General features: G+C 59.9%; 15 protein-coding genes. 3 read left to right on the top strand and 12 right to left on the bottom strand.

Annotated features, from left to right (window positions below; translation table 11 throughout):
- Positions 1-34: 34 nt before the first annotated feature.
- The 3 genes from HU742_RS10760 to HU742_RS10750 form a co-directional block, all read right to left on the bottom strand.
- Positions 35-343, bottom strand: coding sequence for a DUF4387 family protein (locus HU742_RS10760; protein WP_186631574.1), 309 nt, complete (start codon positions 341-343; stop codon positions 35-37).
- Positions 340-1,833 carry an acyclic terpene utilization AtuA family protein gene (locus HU742_RS10755; RefSeq protein WP_225923559.1) on the bottom strand — a complete coding sequence of 498 codons (1,494 nt, stop codon included), beginning with the start codon at positions 1,831-1,833 and terminating at the stop codon, positions 340-342. The genes HU742_RS10760 and HU742_RS10755 overlap by 4 nt, the downstream gene beginning before the upstream one ends.
- 695 nt (positions 1,834-2,528) lie before the next feature.
- Complete coding sequence (locus HU742_RS10750) at positions 2,529-3,404, bottom strand: LysR family transcriptional regulator (RefSeq protein ID WP_186642475.1); 876 nt, start codon at positions 3,402-3,404, stop codon at positions 2,529-2,531.
- Between the two features lie 118 nt (positions 3,405-3,522).
- Between HU742_RS10750 and HU742_RS10745 the strand changes: the two genes are divergently transcribed.
- Together HU742_RS10745 and HU742_RS10740 are read left to right on the top strand one after the other, a co-directional pair.
- Complete coding sequence (locus HU742_RS10745) at positions 3,523-4,392, top strand: SDR family oxidoreductase (protein ID WP_186642474.1); 870 nt, start codon at positions 3,523-3,525, stop codon at positions 4,390-4,392.
- Positions 4,393-4,689: 297 nt separating this feature from the next.
- Positions 4,690-6,261: a TerC family protein gene (locus tag HU742_RS10740; protein ID WP_186642473.1), complete on the top strand. Its 1,572-nt coding sequence runs from the start codon at positions 4,690-4,692 to the stop codon at positions 6,259-6,261.
- Positions 6,262-6,302: 41 nt separating this feature from the next.
- Here the strand turns inward: HU742_RS10740 and HU742_RS10735 are convergent, their stop codons facing one another.
- From HU742_RS10735 to HU742_RS10720, 4 genes are all read right to left on the bottom strand, one after another.
- The gene (locus HU742_RS10735) at positions 6,303-7,205 is read right to left on the bottom strand and encodes a LysR family transcriptional regulator (protein WP_186642945.1); all 903 of its coding nucleotides are present in this window, start codon (positions 7,203-7,205) and stop codon (positions 6,303-6,305) included.
- Between the two features lie 91 nt (positions 7,206-7,296).
- Positions 7,297-7,704: a VOC family protein gene (locus HU742_RS10730; protein ID WP_186642472.1), complete on the bottom strand. Its 408-nt coding sequence runs from the start codon at positions 7,702-7,704 to the stop codon at positions 7,297-7,299.
- 23 nt (positions 7,705-7,727) lie between these two features.
- On the bottom strand, positions 7,728-8,153 hold the full coding sequence (locus HU742_RS10725) for a YciI family protein (protein ID WP_186642471.1): 426 nt from the start codon (positions 8,151-8,153) through the stop codon (positions 7,728-7,730).
- Positions 8,154-8,317: 164 nt separating this feature from the next.
- Positions 8,318-9,319, bottom strand: coding sequence for a substrate-binding domain-containing protein (locus HU742_RS10720; protein WP_189664263.1), 1,002 nt, complete (start codon positions 9,317-9,319; stop codon positions 8,318-8,320).
- Between the two features lie 332 nt (positions 9,320-9,651).
- Between HU742_RS10720 and HU742_RS10715 the strand changes: the two genes are divergently transcribed.
- Positions 9,652-10,548, top strand: coding sequence for a LysR substrate-binding domain-containing protein (locus HU742_RS10715; RefSeq protein ID WP_186642470.1), 897 nt, complete (start codon positions 9,652-9,654; stop codon positions 10,546-10,548).
- Here the strand turns inward: HU742_RS10715 and HU742_RS10710 are convergent.
- The 5 genes from HU742_RS10710 to HU742_RS10690 form a co-directional block, all read right to left on the bottom strand.
- Entirely contained in the window at positions 10,542-11,450 is a 909-nt protein-coding gene (locus HU742_RS10710; RefSeq protein ID WP_186642469.1) for an MBL fold metallo-hydrolase, read from the bottom strand. The two genes, HU742_RS10715 and HU742_RS10710, sit on opposite strands and share 7 nt — an antisense overlap.
- A gap of 221 nt (positions 11,451-11,671) precedes the next feature.
- Positions 11,672-12,418, bottom strand: coding sequence for an amino acid ABC transporter ATP-binding protein (locus HU742_RS10705; RefSeq protein WP_186642468.1), 747 nt, complete (start codon positions 12,416-12,418; stop codon positions 11,672-11,674).
- Between the two features lie 20 nt (positions 12,419-12,438).
- Positions 12,439-13,179 carry an amino acid ABC transporter ATP-binding protein gene (locus tag HU742_RS10700; protein WP_275970778.1) on the bottom strand — a complete coding sequence of 247 codons (741 nt, stop codon included), beginning with the start codon at positions 13,177-13,179 and terminating at the stop codon, positions 12,439-12,441.
- Positions 13,176-14,678, bottom strand: a complete 1,503-nt coding sequence (gene argH, locus HU742_RS10695) for an argininosuccinate lyase (RefSeq protein WP_186642467.1) — start codon at positions 14,676-14,678, stop codon at positions 13,176-13,178. The genes HU742_RS10700 and argH overlap by 4 nt, the downstream gene beginning before the upstream one ends.
- Complete coding sequence (locus HU742_RS10690) at positions 14,648-15,367, bottom strand: amino acid ABC transporter permease (RefSeq protein ID WP_186642466.1); 720 nt, start codon at positions 15,365-15,367, stop codon at positions 14,648-14,650. The genes argH and HU742_RS10690 overlap by 31 nt, the downstream gene beginning before the upstream one ends.

Here is a 15,367-nt window from a genome sequence, read left to right as displayed (position 1 = left end):
GAACAAATCCAGGCGCCACTGGGCGTAGGGAGTCTTACTCGACCATCACGTCGAGCAGGCGGACGTATTGCTGGCCGGCATGCATGTCGCGCTCGACCATGCCCCCCTGCGGCGTTGCCCGCGGATAAGAGATCTTGACCATTTCCAGGTCGGGCACGGCAACGCGCTTGACTTGTTCGGGATCGGTGCCGTAGAGCCTCGCGAATTGCCCGGGAGAAAGTGCGGCGCAATCGGAATAACGCTCAAAGTTCTCGCGCCCATTGAAGAAGATATCGAAAGTAATCCAGAACGGCCCCGCTTGTTTGGATCGGACATGCCGACAGACATCACGCAACTTGATCACTGTGCAAGCTCCTGTATAGCCGTCGACTTGTTTGATAGATCAATCCATTTCAGACGCACCAACGCCAATGGATCTTCAAGTTGCACGACGTGATTCAACTTGAACTCGAATATCTGCCCGCGAGGTATATCGGCCGGTGTAAAGGCAAACCCATAGGAAGGCAGTTCCTTGCCCATGACACTGGGGTAATGGAAAAAATAAGGATTGCAGGCTTGAGCAATTGTATTGGCCATTTCCTGGGTCGCGGCAGTTGCGACAAACAACATACCCACTTCAGGCGGGGGCAATGTCCCGACAGCAGGCGCTGCACCCGTAACGCCATTCCATCCGTACATCCGCAGGGAAATATGAAACTCGCCCAGTTCCTCGGCGGGTATGGACTGGCGCGTTCTTATATGGAGGGCTTCGAGCAAGCGATCGTGAAAACCATCGATATCATTGAGCACATCGGGATCCTGGATGCCCACCAGCATGATCGTTTGATATAAACCAGCCGAGGCGCCTTCCAACTTCATGGTGTAGGGCATTTCTTCCCAGCGCGAACCCTCCACTCGAACGGCGCGGCCATTCAGAGCGGTATAACGCGCCTGGGCAACATTCAAGATGCCGCCTGGCTCGATCAACCGGAACGGATCGCTGTTCTCGTAGAGCATGTGGGCCGATACGCTATGAGGGGTGCACTGATTGTCTTGGCTCAAGGGTTCGACTTCGAAGCCATTCGCATCAACACTCAGCAGGATGCCCGATCCAAGTGTCGGGTTGACGGCGCATTGCACGCCGCATTCACCGGTTTTGCCGGCGTGCCAGGAAGGCCCCCAAGGCGCGCCCTTCCAGATGGGATAACAGGCGATGACCGCAGTATCGGTGGAACGACCAGCCAGGATTATGTCCGCGCCAGCATCAAGGGCGGCGAGAAAGGGTTCCACCCCAAGCGCTGCGACAATGTGTTCACAACTGTCCACCGTCGCGTCTTCCAGACTTCCATGAGGCGGGAGCGGCTTGATACGACCTTCAGCGTTCAGTTTTTTAACTGTCTGCTTGTCTTGCTCGCAATAGATGAGCGCTATTTTTGGCGACACGCCCAACTCTGCAGCAATTTCAAGGGCAATATCTCGCGTCCAATCCAAGTTCAGATCACCGCCTGCCTGCCCCGCGGTGCCGACAATTATCGGCACGCCGGATTGCGCTTGGGCTTTCATTAAAATTGTCAGGTCGCGCTTGACCGCGCCTCGGTTGTTCTTGGATTTTCCAAGAGCGAGATAAGCCGCACCGCTATCGGTGGAACCGGCGTCCGAAGCAATGACTTGCGCCCCCGCCGCCAACCCATAAGCAATTTCTTCTTCGCGAACACCCGCCCCCAACGAACCACAAGGAACGATCACCTTTATGCAACCTTCAAATAACTGCCCCATAACACCCTCTTCTTGGCGATTCAGTGCGCCAATAATAGGGGCTGAAACCACGTTGACAAGTGGACAGATTTTGTCCATATAGCCCCGTCCTCGAAGACTCTTCCGCTGTAACTTCGCGAGGCTAATTGAATAACTTCGAACGACCCGAAACTTCAACTATTGGACGTGTAAACATAGGCGCCAAGGCCCGTTTCTTCACGTTAGGAACGCTGAGTTATTTTATATAAAAACCGCTTTTTCACCGTCCCGAATATGCCGCTGAGCACCGCCTCGCAGGGGTATAAAAAATGCTTCATGGCAGCCTTCGTGGCGCCAACAAACCGTCACAGAAATGGCACCTATAAAAATTTTTAAATAAGGTGCCATTTTTCCGACAGGTGGCGCTGGCGTCCATTGCTGAAGATTCGGGGGGAAGCTCATCATCCGCCGGGTATCACTGTGCGTTCAGGCGCTCATCCGCGCTGACACAGGACGTAACTAACCGCATCGCTCGATGGAGCAACATTAGATGATGACTGTCTATTTTCTTGTCATGACGATCTGTAGTGGCATGGAAGGCTGTGTCGAAGAGCGAAGAACCGGACCCACCTATGCCTCCAGGCAAATGTGTGTCGACACGGCCAGGGAAATGGTGCCGCGCAAAGGCGTTAAATATAAATGCCGCAGTGAGCGGTTGTGGGTGACAAACGAAGTAGCACCCGCGGGAAGTTACGAAGCGGTCGTCTCTACGAAGGTGAAGGAACAGCCATAACCCTAAGTTGACGTGCAGTCTTTTATCCTTCCAGCACCAATGACATGTCCAGATACCTGGCGCACATGAAATCGACGAATGCGCGAACTTTCGGTGCCGCCAGGCGCCTGGACGTGTGCAACACCCAGAGCTGCGCTTCAACTCCCGATACCGTCCCCCATTGAACCAACTCGCCACGTGCAAGTTGGCTACCGGCGATGGATTGCGGAATGAGTGCCGCCCCACCCCCGGCGATAGCCGCGTCGCGAATCATCAGGAACGAGGAAAACCATAGCTTGGGGACAGGCTCCAGGATCAAGCGCCCGTCATCGAGATTCCAGTGGGTCGGTTGGAAGTTCGAGAACACGATACTGGGAACCGGCCTGACCGCACCGCGTGTCGGCTTGGCGATTCCTGGCGCGGCCACGACCACCAACCGGTCCTTGGCGAAACATCTTCCGACCAGACTGCTGTCCGGGCTCGGGTTGATCCGGATGGCCACATCGTATTGTTCCTCCACCAAGTCGACCAACCGATCCTCCGCCACGACATCGAGCGAAACCTGCGGGTAGGCCGCACAGAACTCAGCCCCAATGCGCCCCATCGCCAGTTGCGAAAACAACACCGGGGCAGCCACCCGCAAGCGTCCGCGCGGCGTGGACAGCCCTTCCTGTGCCGCCGTCATGGCCTCGATCACTTCGCCCAACGGGCCTTCGGTCCGGGCAATCAGCATTTCCCCAGCCTCGGTGAGCTTCAAGCCACGGGCGCTGCGCTCGATCAGCCGGACGCCCAACTGCTCCTCCAAGTCGGCAATGCGCCGCGACAAGGTCGCTTTCGACCTGCCGCTCGCCCGGCTGGCCTTTCCAAGCCCTTCATTGGTGGCGACCAAGGCAAAATCGATCAGCGCGTTCAGGTTCATGGTGTTCCATTTTCGGGACAATGTGTCTACATATTGGCGTCTTCGTTTTACACCTGCAACAACCTATCGTCCTGTCATCGGGGAACACATTCCCTTATATCCACGACAGGAGATTCATATGAGCATCTTGATCACCGGCGCCACGGGCACCATTGGTTCACTTATCACTGCGCGGCTCGCCGAAGCGGGCGCCGAGGTAAAAGCGCTGGTGCGCCAGGCCGGCAAGCGGGACTTCCCTGCAGGCGTCACCGAAGTCATCGCAGACTTGACCGACGTACCGTCCATGCGCGCCGCGCTTTCATCGGTGCGTACGTTGTTCTTGCTGAACGCCGTCACGCCCGATGAGGTGACACAGGCACTGATCACGCTGAACCTGGCGCGCGAAGCCGGTATCGAGCGCATCGTCTACCTGTCGGTGATCCATGCCGACAAGTTCACCAACGTTCCGCATTTCACCGGCAAGCATACGGTCGAGAGGATGATCGAAAGTCACGGCGTTCCGGCAACCATTCTGCGTCCGGCTTACTTTATGCAGAACGAGCTCATGGTCCAGCAGACCCTCCGTGACTACGGCGTCTACCCGATGCCGATCGGCTCGAAGGGCGTCTCGATGATCGATGCGCGCGACATCGCCGATGTCGCCGTCGCCGAGTTGCTGCGACGGGACCGTGCCCCCACTGCCCTCGACCGCGTCACGCTGGAACTTGTAGGCCCGCAAGCATTGACCGGTGCAGCCGTGGCACAGGCCTGGAGCTTGGCACTGAGTCGCGAAGTCGCTTATGGCGGTGACGACGTGGCCGCATTCGAAGGACAGATGGCATCGTTCGGCCCCAGCTGGCTGGCGTACGACATGCGCCTGATGATGGCCGGCATCCAGGCCTTTGGCATGCAGGCCGAAGACGGGACGGTCGAACGGTTGCAAGCCATTCTGGGACGCCCTCTACGCACCTACGATGATTTCGTCCGCGAGGCCGCTGGCCAAGCTTGAATGCTCGGCAATGCATCGTAAAAAGGGGAACGCTATGGTCTTCCCCAATGACGGAGGACTGCCTGGACGAGAGTTTCAGGCTGTCGCTCCGTCAGATTCTGTAATAAATCGTCTCGTATGAAGTGTTGGAAACCGTTGTAGGATTTCTTCCCCAATTATTGCCAGGTCTGTATGAACACGCTTCAGGAACCTCCCAGTCGTATTTCCCATAACACTGTTTTCCGCCCCCGAGCGCCGGGTATCTTCCGGTCGCAGCCCTCTCCCCTTGTACTGATCGTCCAAGGGAACGCATAACCCATGGAATGGATCGTTGACCCCACCGCATGGCTCGGCCTGCTGACCTTGATCGTGCTGGAGCTGGTGCTCGGCATCGATAACCTCGTATTCATCGCCATCCTGGCTGACAAGCTCCCGCCCGAGCAGCGTGACCGTGCCCGCGTCATCGGCCTGTCCCTGGCACTGCTGATGCGTCTTGGCCTGCTGGCCAGCATCTCTTGGATGGTGACCCTGACCAACCCGCTGTTCGAACTGTTCGACAAGACGTTCTCGGGTCGGGACTTGATCATGCTGTTCGGCGGTGTGTTCCTGTTGTTCAAAGCGACCATGGAATTGCACGAGCGGCTTGAGGGCCACGTGACGCAACGCGCCGGTAATGCCGCCTACGCGATGTTCTGGCCTATCGTCGCGCAAATTGTCGTGCTGGATGCGGTCTTTTCCCTGGATGCGGTGATTACCGCCGTGGGCATGGTGGAGCACTTGTCGGTCATGATGATCGCGGTGATTTTCTCCATCGGCTTGATGATTGTGGCAAGCAAACCGCTGACGAAATTCGTCAACGGCCATCCCACCGTTATCATGCTCTGCCTGGGCTTCCTGATGATGATCGGCTTCAGCCTCACCGCCGAGGGCCTGGGCTTTCACATTCCCAAAGGTTATTTGTACGCCGCGATTGGCTTCTCGATCCTGATCGAACTGTTCAACCAATTGGCACGCTCGCGTCGCAAGAAAAGCCTGCAAGGCCTTCTGCCGATGCGTGAGCGTACGGCTCATGCGGTGATGCGCCTGCTGGGCGGCAAACAGTTGGGTGCCGATGAAGTTGGCGAAGAAATCGCCGACATGCTGGCCGACGGTGAACACGAACAGGTTTTCCATCGACGCGAGCGGGTCATGATCAGTGGCGTGCTGCAATTGGCAGAGCGCCCGATCCGCCATGTGATGACGCCTCGCGCGCAAATCGACCATATTGACCTGGCGGACACGCCGGAACAGATCCGTACGGCGCTGATGCACTCGTCGTATTCGCGCTTGCCGTTGATTCGGGAAGGACGCGTGGATGAGCCCCTGGGCTTCGTCCACAAGAAAGAACTTCTCAAGGAAATACTGGCGGGCAACCAGCCGAACCTGGAAGCCATGGCGCGCAAAACGATCAACTTGCTCGACAGTTTCACGATCCTTAACGCGTTGGAACAGATGCGCAAGGAGTCGACCCATATCGCGTTCGTGGTGAACGAGTTCGGCGACTTCGTGGGCCTGCTCACCATGACCGACATCCTCGAGTCCATTGCCGGCGAATTGCCGGATGCCAGCGAAATCGAAGGCCCTAACATCGTCCCCCAGGAAGGTGGTTTTCTCGTCAGCGGTGCCTTGAATCTCAGTCAGATTCGCGAGCACATCGGCTTCCTGGTTGAAGCGACAGAGGATTACCAGACGCTTGCCGGGCTGGTAATGAGCCTGCTGGATCGCCTGCCGATCATTGGCGACACCCTCAGTTGGCAGGGCTGGCGCATGACCGTCGTGGAAGTTGAAGAGCGTCGGGTGACCCGGGTCTTGTTACGTGTCGAGGAGCCCGCTTTCGCCGCGCATGACTGATTGTCGGGGCTCCCCCACAAGCGCGGGGCCTCGCGCCCCGCTCATCCGCTGATATAACGCTCCAAGCGCGCGGCCAGGAAAGACCTCAACACCTGGACCGCGGGCGTCAGTGAGGTTCGATGAGCGCAGACCAGTTGCAGCGGCGCCGGCTGGCCGTAGTCCGGCGGGAAAACTTCCACCAGGCGGCCGCCGCGAATATCGTCCATGACATCGAGCTTGGACTTGTAGACGACCCCCAGCCCCGATACCGCCCAACGCCTGACGATATCGGCATCGTCGCTGATGCGATCGCCCATGACCTGGACCATTTCCATTCCTTCGGGCGTCTGAAAACTCCAGCGCTCGAAAGTCTGTTCACCCATCACGTAACGAAGGCAATTGTGCCGGCTTAACTCCGCGGGGGTCTTCGGCAGGCCATGGCGTGCAATGTAGCCGGGGGATGCGCACACAGTCCTGCGGTTGGAAGGCGCCAGCGCCAGGGCCACGAGGCTTGAGTCAGCCAGTTGGCCATAGCGAATGCTCGCGTCCAGGTGCTCGGTGAACAGATCCGCCACCTGGTCGCTGACACGCAACTGCAACAGCACGTTGGGATGCAATTGTTGGAATTCATCCAGCCACGGCAGCAGCAGGTTGCGCCCGATATCCGAAGGCATGGACAGCCGTAGCGTCCCGGCAATTTCGTCGCGTCCCTGTGCCAGGGCCAACTCGCCATTCCCCAGTGCCTCCAGCGCTTGCCGGGCATGGGTCAGGTAACGCACACCGTCGTCCGACAAACGCAGCCGCCGCGTAGAGCGCACGAACAACCTCACCCCCAGGCTCGCTTCCAGCCGCTGCACCGCGACGCTGGCCAACGCCGGAGAGATGTCCAACAACCGCGCCGCCGCCGAAAAGCTCCCGGCGTCCGTGGTGGTCACGAACACCTGGAGGTCATCGATTCGAATGATTTTCTTCACGCTGTTGGGTGCTTTACCGGGTACGGGGTTTTCAGCGTAATGGGAAACATGGCTATTGCACAGCCTGACGCAGGATACCTGTTTATTGCTTTCCCTCGTAATTGACCATCCAGGCAATCCCGAAACGGTCTTCGAACATGGCAAAGCGCTCCGCCCAGAACGTCTTTGCCAAGGCCATCTGCACGCTGCCACCCGCACTCAAGCCGTTGAACAACCGCTCGGCCTCCTCAGCGCTGTCGACATTGAGGGAAACCGACACGCCTTGCGGTTTGCCATACGGCTGGCCCGGCGGGCAGTCGGAGGCCATCAGGCTGAAATGGCCCACGGTCAGGCAAGTGTGCATGATGAGGTTTGCGTCCTTGGGCATGCCGACATCTTCCGGCGCCTCGGCAAAGGACATGGAAAACAACTCGCCGCCAAGCACCTCCTTGTACAACGCAAAGGCTTCCTTGCATTGGCCGTTGAAGGTCAGGTAAGGGATGATTCTCATGGTGGGATCTCCTGTTTCCGATTTCATGATTGACCGGATATCTGCGCCCGCAGGCGTTCTTCCTGCTCGCGCAACTCGGGGGTAAAGGTCTCGCCGAACTCTTCAAGTTCGAAGATCTGGCGGATTTCGATTTCACTGTCGCTGACCATCGGATTGGGGCAGCGCTTGACCCAGTCGATGGCCTCCTGCAATGACTGGACCTTGAAGATCCAGAAGCCGGCGACCAGCTCCTTGGTTTCAGCAAAGGGCCCATCGACGACGGTCCGGTCGTTGCCGGAAAATTGCACACGCACGCCTTCGGCACTGGGATGCAGGCCTTCGCCCGCGAGCATCACCCCGGCCTTGACCAGTTCTTCGTTGTAGGCGCCCATGGCCGCCAGCAGTTCTTCGCTGGGCATTTCTCCAGCTTCCGATTCCGGACTGGCCTTGACGATCACCATAAATCGCATGCTCGAACCTCCTGAGAATGGATGGATCAAGCCGCCCGTGTGGCGGCTCTACGGACTAATCGAATGGCAACGGCCGGAATCGACAGGTGGGTGAAATTATTTTCGACAGGCCTTGAAGGCAAAGGAGACGGCAAGTCCCCTCTTCCTTGAGCAACGTCCAGGTCTCAGCGATTCCATTGGAATCGATAGATGTCTCGATAACCATTGGCTGGGTCATACAGGAGCTTCGTCCCGCCGTCGAACGCGATATTGTCGGCATTGACCAAGTGAACCGGTGCGACGAAGCCGCTCACTGGCTGACCTGCCAACAACCGGTTCAATTCATCGATCACCTGCCAGCCATGCAGGTTGAGCGGTTCGGCCACCGTGACCGTCTGGTAATTTTTTTCCTGTATGCGCAGGAACGCCGACGCGCTGCCGTCACCGGCGGACAGCAGGCTGATGCCGTCCCGCGGTATCCCGGCGCTGCTCAAGGCGGCAACCGAGTAATCGAAATAGATATCGTTGATGGCCAGCGCGTGGGTCCAGCGCTTGCCATGGCGCTGAAGCAGTTCCTTGGTGATCGCCGGCATCTTCTCGCGGCTCTCGGAAATCGCGACATCGCGCACCTCCAGCAACGTGCATTCCCGACAGGCCCGAATGACCTTCTCCATGGCCCTGGCTTTCGCCATGGCGATGCTGTATCTGGAATCGGTCAGGATGACCACGCCGGCCTTGCCGTTTGACTGCGCCACCGCCGCCATGGCCGTGATGCGAGCCACTTCGAGCGGGTCGGTCGTGACGTTCATGGCCATCGGCGTACCGTCAATCTGCCCGGGACGCTCCCCGGCGTGCCAACCCACCACCGGCACGCCCTTTTCTGCGAAGACGCCCAGCGCCGCCTTGTTTTCGAGGGCATCGGCACCGCACAGGATGAGGCCGTCGGGGTTGGCCGCCAGGGCATCGGAAAAGGCCTTGGCGCGCCCGGCCGGTGTTCCAGCGCCATCGAAAACCCTCAGCGTCCAGCCCATCGCCTTGGCTGCCTCGCGAGCACCCTGGGCGACGCCGACGATACCTCCGTTGCGCATATCTTCCGCGACGATGGCGATGCTCTTGCCGCGCTGGGCGCGCGGGCCGGTTTCAGGACCGCTCCAGGGAACGGCGCCGAGGGTGGCCTTGGCTACCATGTCCTGCGCTTGAGCCACGGTCACCGCAGAATTTTCCTCACCCGCCGAGGCTGGCAGGTCCTGGCCGTAGCTGGGCATTGCTGTAAAAACACCGAGAAGCGTCATTGAAACTATCCGGAGCAACCGGGACCTGATCAAACAGGTTCGATCACGTTTGATGCCTGGGTAGGGGGCGCTGGCGCGAGCATAATCTGACATGGCGTCTCTTTTTTTTTATGGATGCAACGTTTACCTTCAGTGTCCGCAAGGATAGTCGCTTCTGCTGTCATCAACCCGAAAGGGAATACTAAGTTTGTAACATCCTTCCTGCCCCGGTTCTCACGAGAGACGCGATGACTCTTCCTCCCTTGCACAGTTTCAAGGTATTCGAAAGCGTGGCCCGCTTGGGCAGCCTGGCGGCGGCCGCGGTGGAACTGCACGTCACCGTCGGCGCGGTGAGCCAGCAAGTCAAAGCCCTGCAGGCCAGCCTCGGCGTGGAGTTGTTCGAAAAACGCGGCCGGCAGTTGGTGTTGACCACCAATGGCCGCCAACTACAGAAGCGCGTGGCCAACGCCATGGGCGAGATCAGCGATGCGGTGGATGCCCTGCGCAGCGGGAGCACGGATGAACCGGTACAGATCGAAATCACCCTATCCATTCCCCCGGCCGAAGGTGTGGACTGGCTTACCACGCCACTGCTGCGCTTCATGGAAGCCTCCCGCTCGGTGCGGGTGAGCGTGATCACCGCGGCGGGCATGCCGCAAGTGGACTGGCGCCGCGCCGATGTCGCGGTGGTCTATGGCACGCCGCCCTGGCCAGGCTTATGGTGGCGCCTGCTGCACGGCATTCGCATGACACCGGTGTGCAGCCCGCAATATTTGCGCGGACCCCAAGCCATTCACGAAGTTGCGGACCTGGCACGGCACCGACTGCTTCACGAAGACGATGGCAGCCAGTGGAAGCAATGGCTGATCGAGGCCGGTTTCAGCCGTGGTGGCGTCGAAGATATCCACTTCGAAGACTTCGCCATGGTCCTGCAGGCCGCGCGGGACGGGTTTGGCGTGGCGCTGAGCGATGAACTCGTCTCCGCCCGGGACCTCGATCAAGGGCGCCTGGTACGGCCGCTGCCGATCTCGGTGCCAGCGGTGCACAACTACTACGTGGCCTGCTCCGAGGCGACCCGCGAACGCCCGGAAATCCGCGCGTTCATCGACTGGTTGCTGACCACCAGCGGGCAGTCCGATCAGTAGCCGTAGCCCCGGCCGTCGTTGAAACGGATGTTGGTGAGGATGCTGATGTCCTTCTCCACCTTGTAAAGCTCGGAACTCTTGATCAGTTCCGGATCGCTGAAGGCTTCACCCTTGGCGCGCCCGGCCTGGATCTGGACCATCTTGTCGCGGATCGCCCGCACATCGCCATAGGTCATGGCCGGAACCTGGGTCGGATCCTCGTCAGCGTGGGCACCATAGATGGCGGTCTGTGGATCGATCACCTTCAGCGTGGCGTCGAGAGATGCGACGTAGTCCTTCAGGTTCCCCGCCAGCAGCCAGGATGGATAAAGGTGGTCCCCGGCCAGCAGAATGTTGTGTGTCTCATCGTACAGCGCCACTTCGTCCGGCGTGTGACCCGGCACGCTCATCAGGCGCACCTTGAGACCGCCCAGGTCAATCGTCTCGCCGGGCTGTAACAGCCGCGCTACCTTGAAAGGGGGCACGACCATATGGTCAATATTGCCGAGATAGACCGGTTCCGGAACGTGGTAGAGGCCATCCTTTCTTTTGAACCGACGCGTGAACGGCGTATCCACCAGGTAGATGCTCTGGAAGTTATGCAACCCGCCGAGGTGGTCGAAATGCAGGTGCGAAGGCAACATCGACAGCGGCTTGTCAGTGATCCCGCGCGCGACTTCAGTGATGTCTTCCTTCTGGTTCGCTCCCGAATCAAACATCAGTGCCTGGTTCGTTCCCACCAGCAGGTAGGAGAAGTTTTTCTGATAGTAGTGGGGTTCACCGATGGCGTAGAGGAAGTCCGTCAGCTTGTGAACCACGAATGCCGGGCTGGCCGCCTCGGGAGCGTCCTGCGCCTGAGTGGCGAAGGGAATGCTGAGCAGCGTGAAGCCAGCAAGGGCGAAGATTTTGACGAGCGAGCGCATGGGGTGCAGACCTTTTTTATTCGAGTGGACGGGCGACAGGCAATGCTGTCGTGCCTATCTCACCGTCTGCGGCCCCGCCCATCAATGGACGATTTTTAAAGCGGGACACTTCAAGGCAGCTAAAGCATCCGGCATGCGTATTGGGAAAAAATGCGAAGGCGCGCTCAGTGAGCCTTCGCCGCTGTGGGTGTGGCTGATCAAGCACTTCGACAATATCTCGGTCAATGCAGGATCTGGCTCAGGAACAACTTGGTGCGGTCGTTTTGCGGGTTGTCGAAGAAGTCGTTCGGCGCGGCCTGTTCGACGATTTCACCTTTGTCCATGAAGATCACGCGGTTGGCCACGGTGCGAGCGAAGCCCATTTCGTGGGTCACGCAGAGCATGGTCATGCCGTCTTCGGCCAGGCCGATCATGGTATCCAGCACCTCTTTCACCATCTCCGGGTCGAGTGCCGAAGTCGGTTCGTCGAACAGCATGATTTTCGGCTTCATGCACAGGGCACGGGCGATGGCCACGCGCTGTTGCTGGCCGCCGGAGAGCTGGCCCGGGTACTTGTGCGCCTGCTCTGGAATGCGTACGCGCGCCAGGTAATGCATGGCGATTTCCTCGGCCTCGCGCTTGGGCATCTTGCGCACCCACATCGGCGCCAGGGTGCAGTTCTGCAGGATGGTCAGGTGCGGGAACAGGTTGAAGTGCTGGAACACCATGCCGACCTCACGGCGGATGGTCTCGATCTGTTTCAGGTCCGAGGTCAGCTCGCTGCCGTCCACGACGATCTTGCCTTGCTGGTGCGCTTCAAGGCGATTCAGGCAACGAATGGTCGTTGATTTGCCGGAGCCCGACGGGCCGCACAGCACGATCCGCTCGCCCTGGCTAACGTTCAGGTTGATGTCTTTCAACACCTGGAACTGGCCGTACCATTTGTGCACGCCCTCCATGCGGATCATGCTTTCGATCACTTCATTCATCACAAACTCCCCCCGTTGTTCTAGTGAAGGACCGCTTGCAGGAACTGCCGCGTCCGCGCTTCCTTGGGTGCGGTAAACATCTGCGCGGGCGGCCCCATCTCGACAATCCGCCCACCGTCGAAGAACACCACCCGGTCCGCCACTTCCCGGGCGAAACCCATTTCGTGGGTCACGACGATCATGGTCATGCCTTCAGCGGCCAACCCCTTCATCACGTTCAGCACGTCGCCCACGGTTTCCGGGTCCAGCGCCGAGGTGGGTTCATCGAACAGCAGCAATTTGGGCTTCATGGCCAAGGCGCGGACAATCGCTACCCGCTGCTGCTGGCCGCCCGAAAGCTCGGACGGATATCCTTCAGCTTTATGCCGTAGCCCGACGCGGTCCAACAGCGCCAGCGCATCGCTTTGGGCCTGGGCCTTCGATGCTCGCTTGAGTTTGACCGGCGCGAGGATCATGTTCGCCATCACCGACATATGCGGGAACAGGGTGTAGTCCTGGAACACCATGCCCACCTCCTCCCGCAGCTTCGCCAGCGCCTTGCGGTCACCGGCCTTGATCGACTCGCCGTTGCCAATGACCACGGTGCCTGCCGAGGGCGCTTCGAGGCTGTTGAGGCAACGAATGAACGTGGATTTTCCTGAGCCGCTGGGGCCAATGATCACCACCACTTCGCCTTCAGCGACGTCCAGGTCCACGCCCTTGACCACCTCGTGCTCACCGAACCGTTTGTGCAGCCCGCGTACCGTCAGCATCGTTTTCATAACCCCGCCTGCGCCCGGGTCGCCGCTTGCAAACGCTCATGGGCCGCCGCCAGGCGATCACGCCGGGCCTGGTTGGCGTGACGCTCCGTGGCGATGCGGGCGTTGGCGCGAAGCAGACTCGGCTTGAGTGACGCCATCGATGGGCCGCCCGCGGAAGTCCGCGCCTGTACGTTGGCGGTCGGGTCGAGGCAATCGCGCACTTTCTGCGCCGGCAGGTTCAGCGCATGCCCCAGTTGCTCCAAGGCGCAGGCGTCGACCATGGCGGTGTCGATCTGGTGCGCCAACAGGCCTGCATCCATGGCCCTGCGCACCACCGCGCCCACCACATGATGGGCCTCACGGAACGACAGGTCGGCTTCCTGCACGATCAGGTCGGCCAGGCCGGTGGCGGTCGAGAAGTCCTCGCCCGCCCGGCGCACGGCCAGCTCGATGTTCGGCGTCGCGGTGCGCAACACCAGATCCAGCAGTTTCAAGCAGCGCAGGCTTTCTTCGGCGGCCTCCCAAAAGCCACGGGTGCCCTCGCGGTTGCCGTCGCCGGTGTGAGAGAAGTTGCTGCCCTTGATGCTGATGCTCGCCCCCATCAGCAGGCCGACGATGTGCCCGCTGCGGCCCTTGAGGTATTCCAGCACCGTGGGGTTTTTCTTCTGCGGCATGATGCTCGACGTCGCCGCCACGCTGTCGGGAAAATCGATCAGGCTGAATTCGTGGGTGCTCCAGACAAAATAGTCCTGCGCCACGCGGCTCCAGAACACCGCCAGCAGACTCAGGTGCGACAGGCTTTCGAGAATGAAATCCCGCGAGCCGACGGCGTCCAGGGCATTGTCCAGGTAGCCGTCGAAACCCAGCAGTTCGGCGGTACGCCCTCGGTCAATGTTGAACGGTGTCCCGGCGAAGGCCGCCGCGCCCAGCGGGCTCTGGTTCATCGATTCCAGGGTCTGGGTCAGGCGCTTGCAATCGCGGTTCAACGCCTGCTCCACCGCCGACAGGTAATAGCCGTAGGTGATCGGTTGCGCCGGTTGCAGGTGGGTATAGCCCGGCATCACCACATCGGCGAACACTTCGGCATTGTTGACGGCGGTCTGCCGGACTTCCAGCAAGGCATCGATCAAGTCCATCAGCACCTCACGGCAGCGCAGCCGGTCGAGCGTGGCGAGGATGTCGTTGCGGCTGCGGCCAGTGTGCAGGCGACCGCCGATGTCGGTGCCGATCCGCCCGATCAGGTGCGCCTCGTAGTTGAAGTAGGCATCCTCGCGGGACGGGTCGAGCGTCACCTCGCCAGGTCCGGCCTCCTCCATTTCGAGAACGCCCCTGGCCAACACGGCGGCATGCTCGTTCCGGATCAGACCCTGCTCGGCAAGCATCACAATATGGGCCTTGTTGATGTTGCCCAGCAGGTCGAACCCTTCGGCGAAGCCCTGCAGGCGCGGCCGGTAGATGTATTCGTTGACTTCCGGCGCGGTGGCTTCCTTCAGGCGCCGGCTGACTTTGGATGCTTGCATGTTGAAACCTCTTTAGGAGTGGCACGCGTCACTGGGCGACCCAGCCGACGTTCGAGATAACGGCTGAGCCAGCTCAGCAGTGAACAGATGACGAAGTACACCAGCAGCACCAGGCCGTAGACCGTGAACGCGGGGCTGACGCCGGTCATGACGGTGTCGCGCTCGATGATGATCTGGCCGACTTTGAGAAACTCGCCGACGCCCACTAGCGCGCCCAGGGACGTGGCTTGTACCAGCATGGTCAGCAGACCGGTGTACGCCGGCAGAATGGCGCGCATCGACTGTGGCGCGATCACGTGCAAGTAGATTTGCCAGGGCCGCAGGCCTAGCGCCCAGGCGCTTTTCCATTGATGACGAGCCACCGACTCCAGGCCACCGCGCACGATCTCTATGCCATTGGCGCTGCCCCACAGGGTCAGGCCGGTGGTCACCGCGGCGAACGGGCTCAGGTCCAGCCCCAGCATCGGCGCGCCAAAAAAGATGAAGAACACGTTGACGATCAGCGGGATCGAGCGAAACAACTCGACGTAAGCGTGGATCGTCCACCGCAACAGCCGGCTCTTGAAGGTCGCCAACACGCCGAGAACAATGGAAATCAGCGTGGTGAACAGCAGCACCACCAGCGCCAGGCGCACGGTCATCCACAGGCCCTTGCAAACGAAGGCCCAGTTTTCGATCAGAAAATTCAT

This window comes from Pseudomonas marvdashtae, assembly GCF_014268655.2.
Classification (GTDB): domain Bacteria; phylum Pseudomonadota; class Gammaproteobacteria; order Pseudomonadales; family Pseudomonadaceae; genus Aquipseudomonas; species Aquipseudomonas marvdashtae.
This window is presented reverse-complemented; position numbering and strand designations above follow the sequence as displayed.

Bases quoted from the DNA above. Each gene is read 5' to 3' on its own strand.
- HU742_RS10740 (WP_186642473.1), top strand. From the start codon at position 4,690: ATGGAATGGATCGTTGACCCCACCGCATGGCTCGGCCTGCTGACCTTG.
- HU742_RS10700 (WP_275970778.1), bottom strand. From the start codon at position 13,179: ATGAAAACGATGCTGACGGTACGCGGGCTGCACAAACGGTTCGGTGAG.
- HU742_RS10720 (WP_189664263.1), bottom strand. From the start codon at position 9,319: ATGGTAGCCAAGGCCACCCTCGGCGCCGTTCCCTGGAGCGGTCCTGAA.
- HU742_RS10745 (WP_186642474.1), top strand. From the start codon at position 3,523: ATGAGCATCTTGATCACCGGCGCCACGGGCACCATTGGTTCACTTATC.
- HU742_RS10715 (WP_186642470.1), top strand. From the start codon at position 9,652: ATGACTCTTCCTCCCTTGCACAGTTTCAAGGTATTCGAAAGCGTGGCC.
- HU742_RS10750 (WP_186642475.1), bottom strand. From the start codon at position 3,404: ATGAACCTGAACGCGCTGATCGATTTTGCCTTGGTCGCCACCAATGAA.
- HU742_RS10705 (WP_186642468.1), bottom strand. From the start codon at position 12,418: ATGAATGAAGTGATCGAAAGCATGATCCGCATGGAGGGCGTGCACAAA.
- HU742_RS10755 (WP_225923559.1), bottom strand. From the start codon at position 1,833: ATGGACAAAATCTGTCCACTTGTCAACGTGGTTTCAGCCCCTATTATT.
- HU742_RS10725 (WP_186642471.1), bottom strand. From the start codon at position 8,153: ATGCGATTTATGGTGATCGTCAAGGCCAGTCCGGAATCGGAAGCTGGA.
- HU742_RS10710 (WP_186642469.1), bottom strand. From the start codon at position 11,450: ATGCGCTCGCTCGTCAAAATCTTCGCCCTTGCTGGCTTCACGCTGCTC.
- HU742_RS10690 (WP_186642466.1), bottom strand. From the start codon at position 15,367: ATGAATTTTCTGATCGAAAACTGGGCCTTCGTTTGCAAGGGCCTGTGG.
- HU742_RS10730 (WP_186642472.1), bottom strand. From the start codon at position 7,704: ATGAGAATCATCCCTTACCTGACCTTCAACGGCCAATGCAAGGAAGCC.
- argH (WP_186642467.1), bottom strand. From the start codon at position 14,678: ATGCAAGCATCCAAAGTCAGCCGGCGCCTGAAGGAAGCCACCGCGCCG.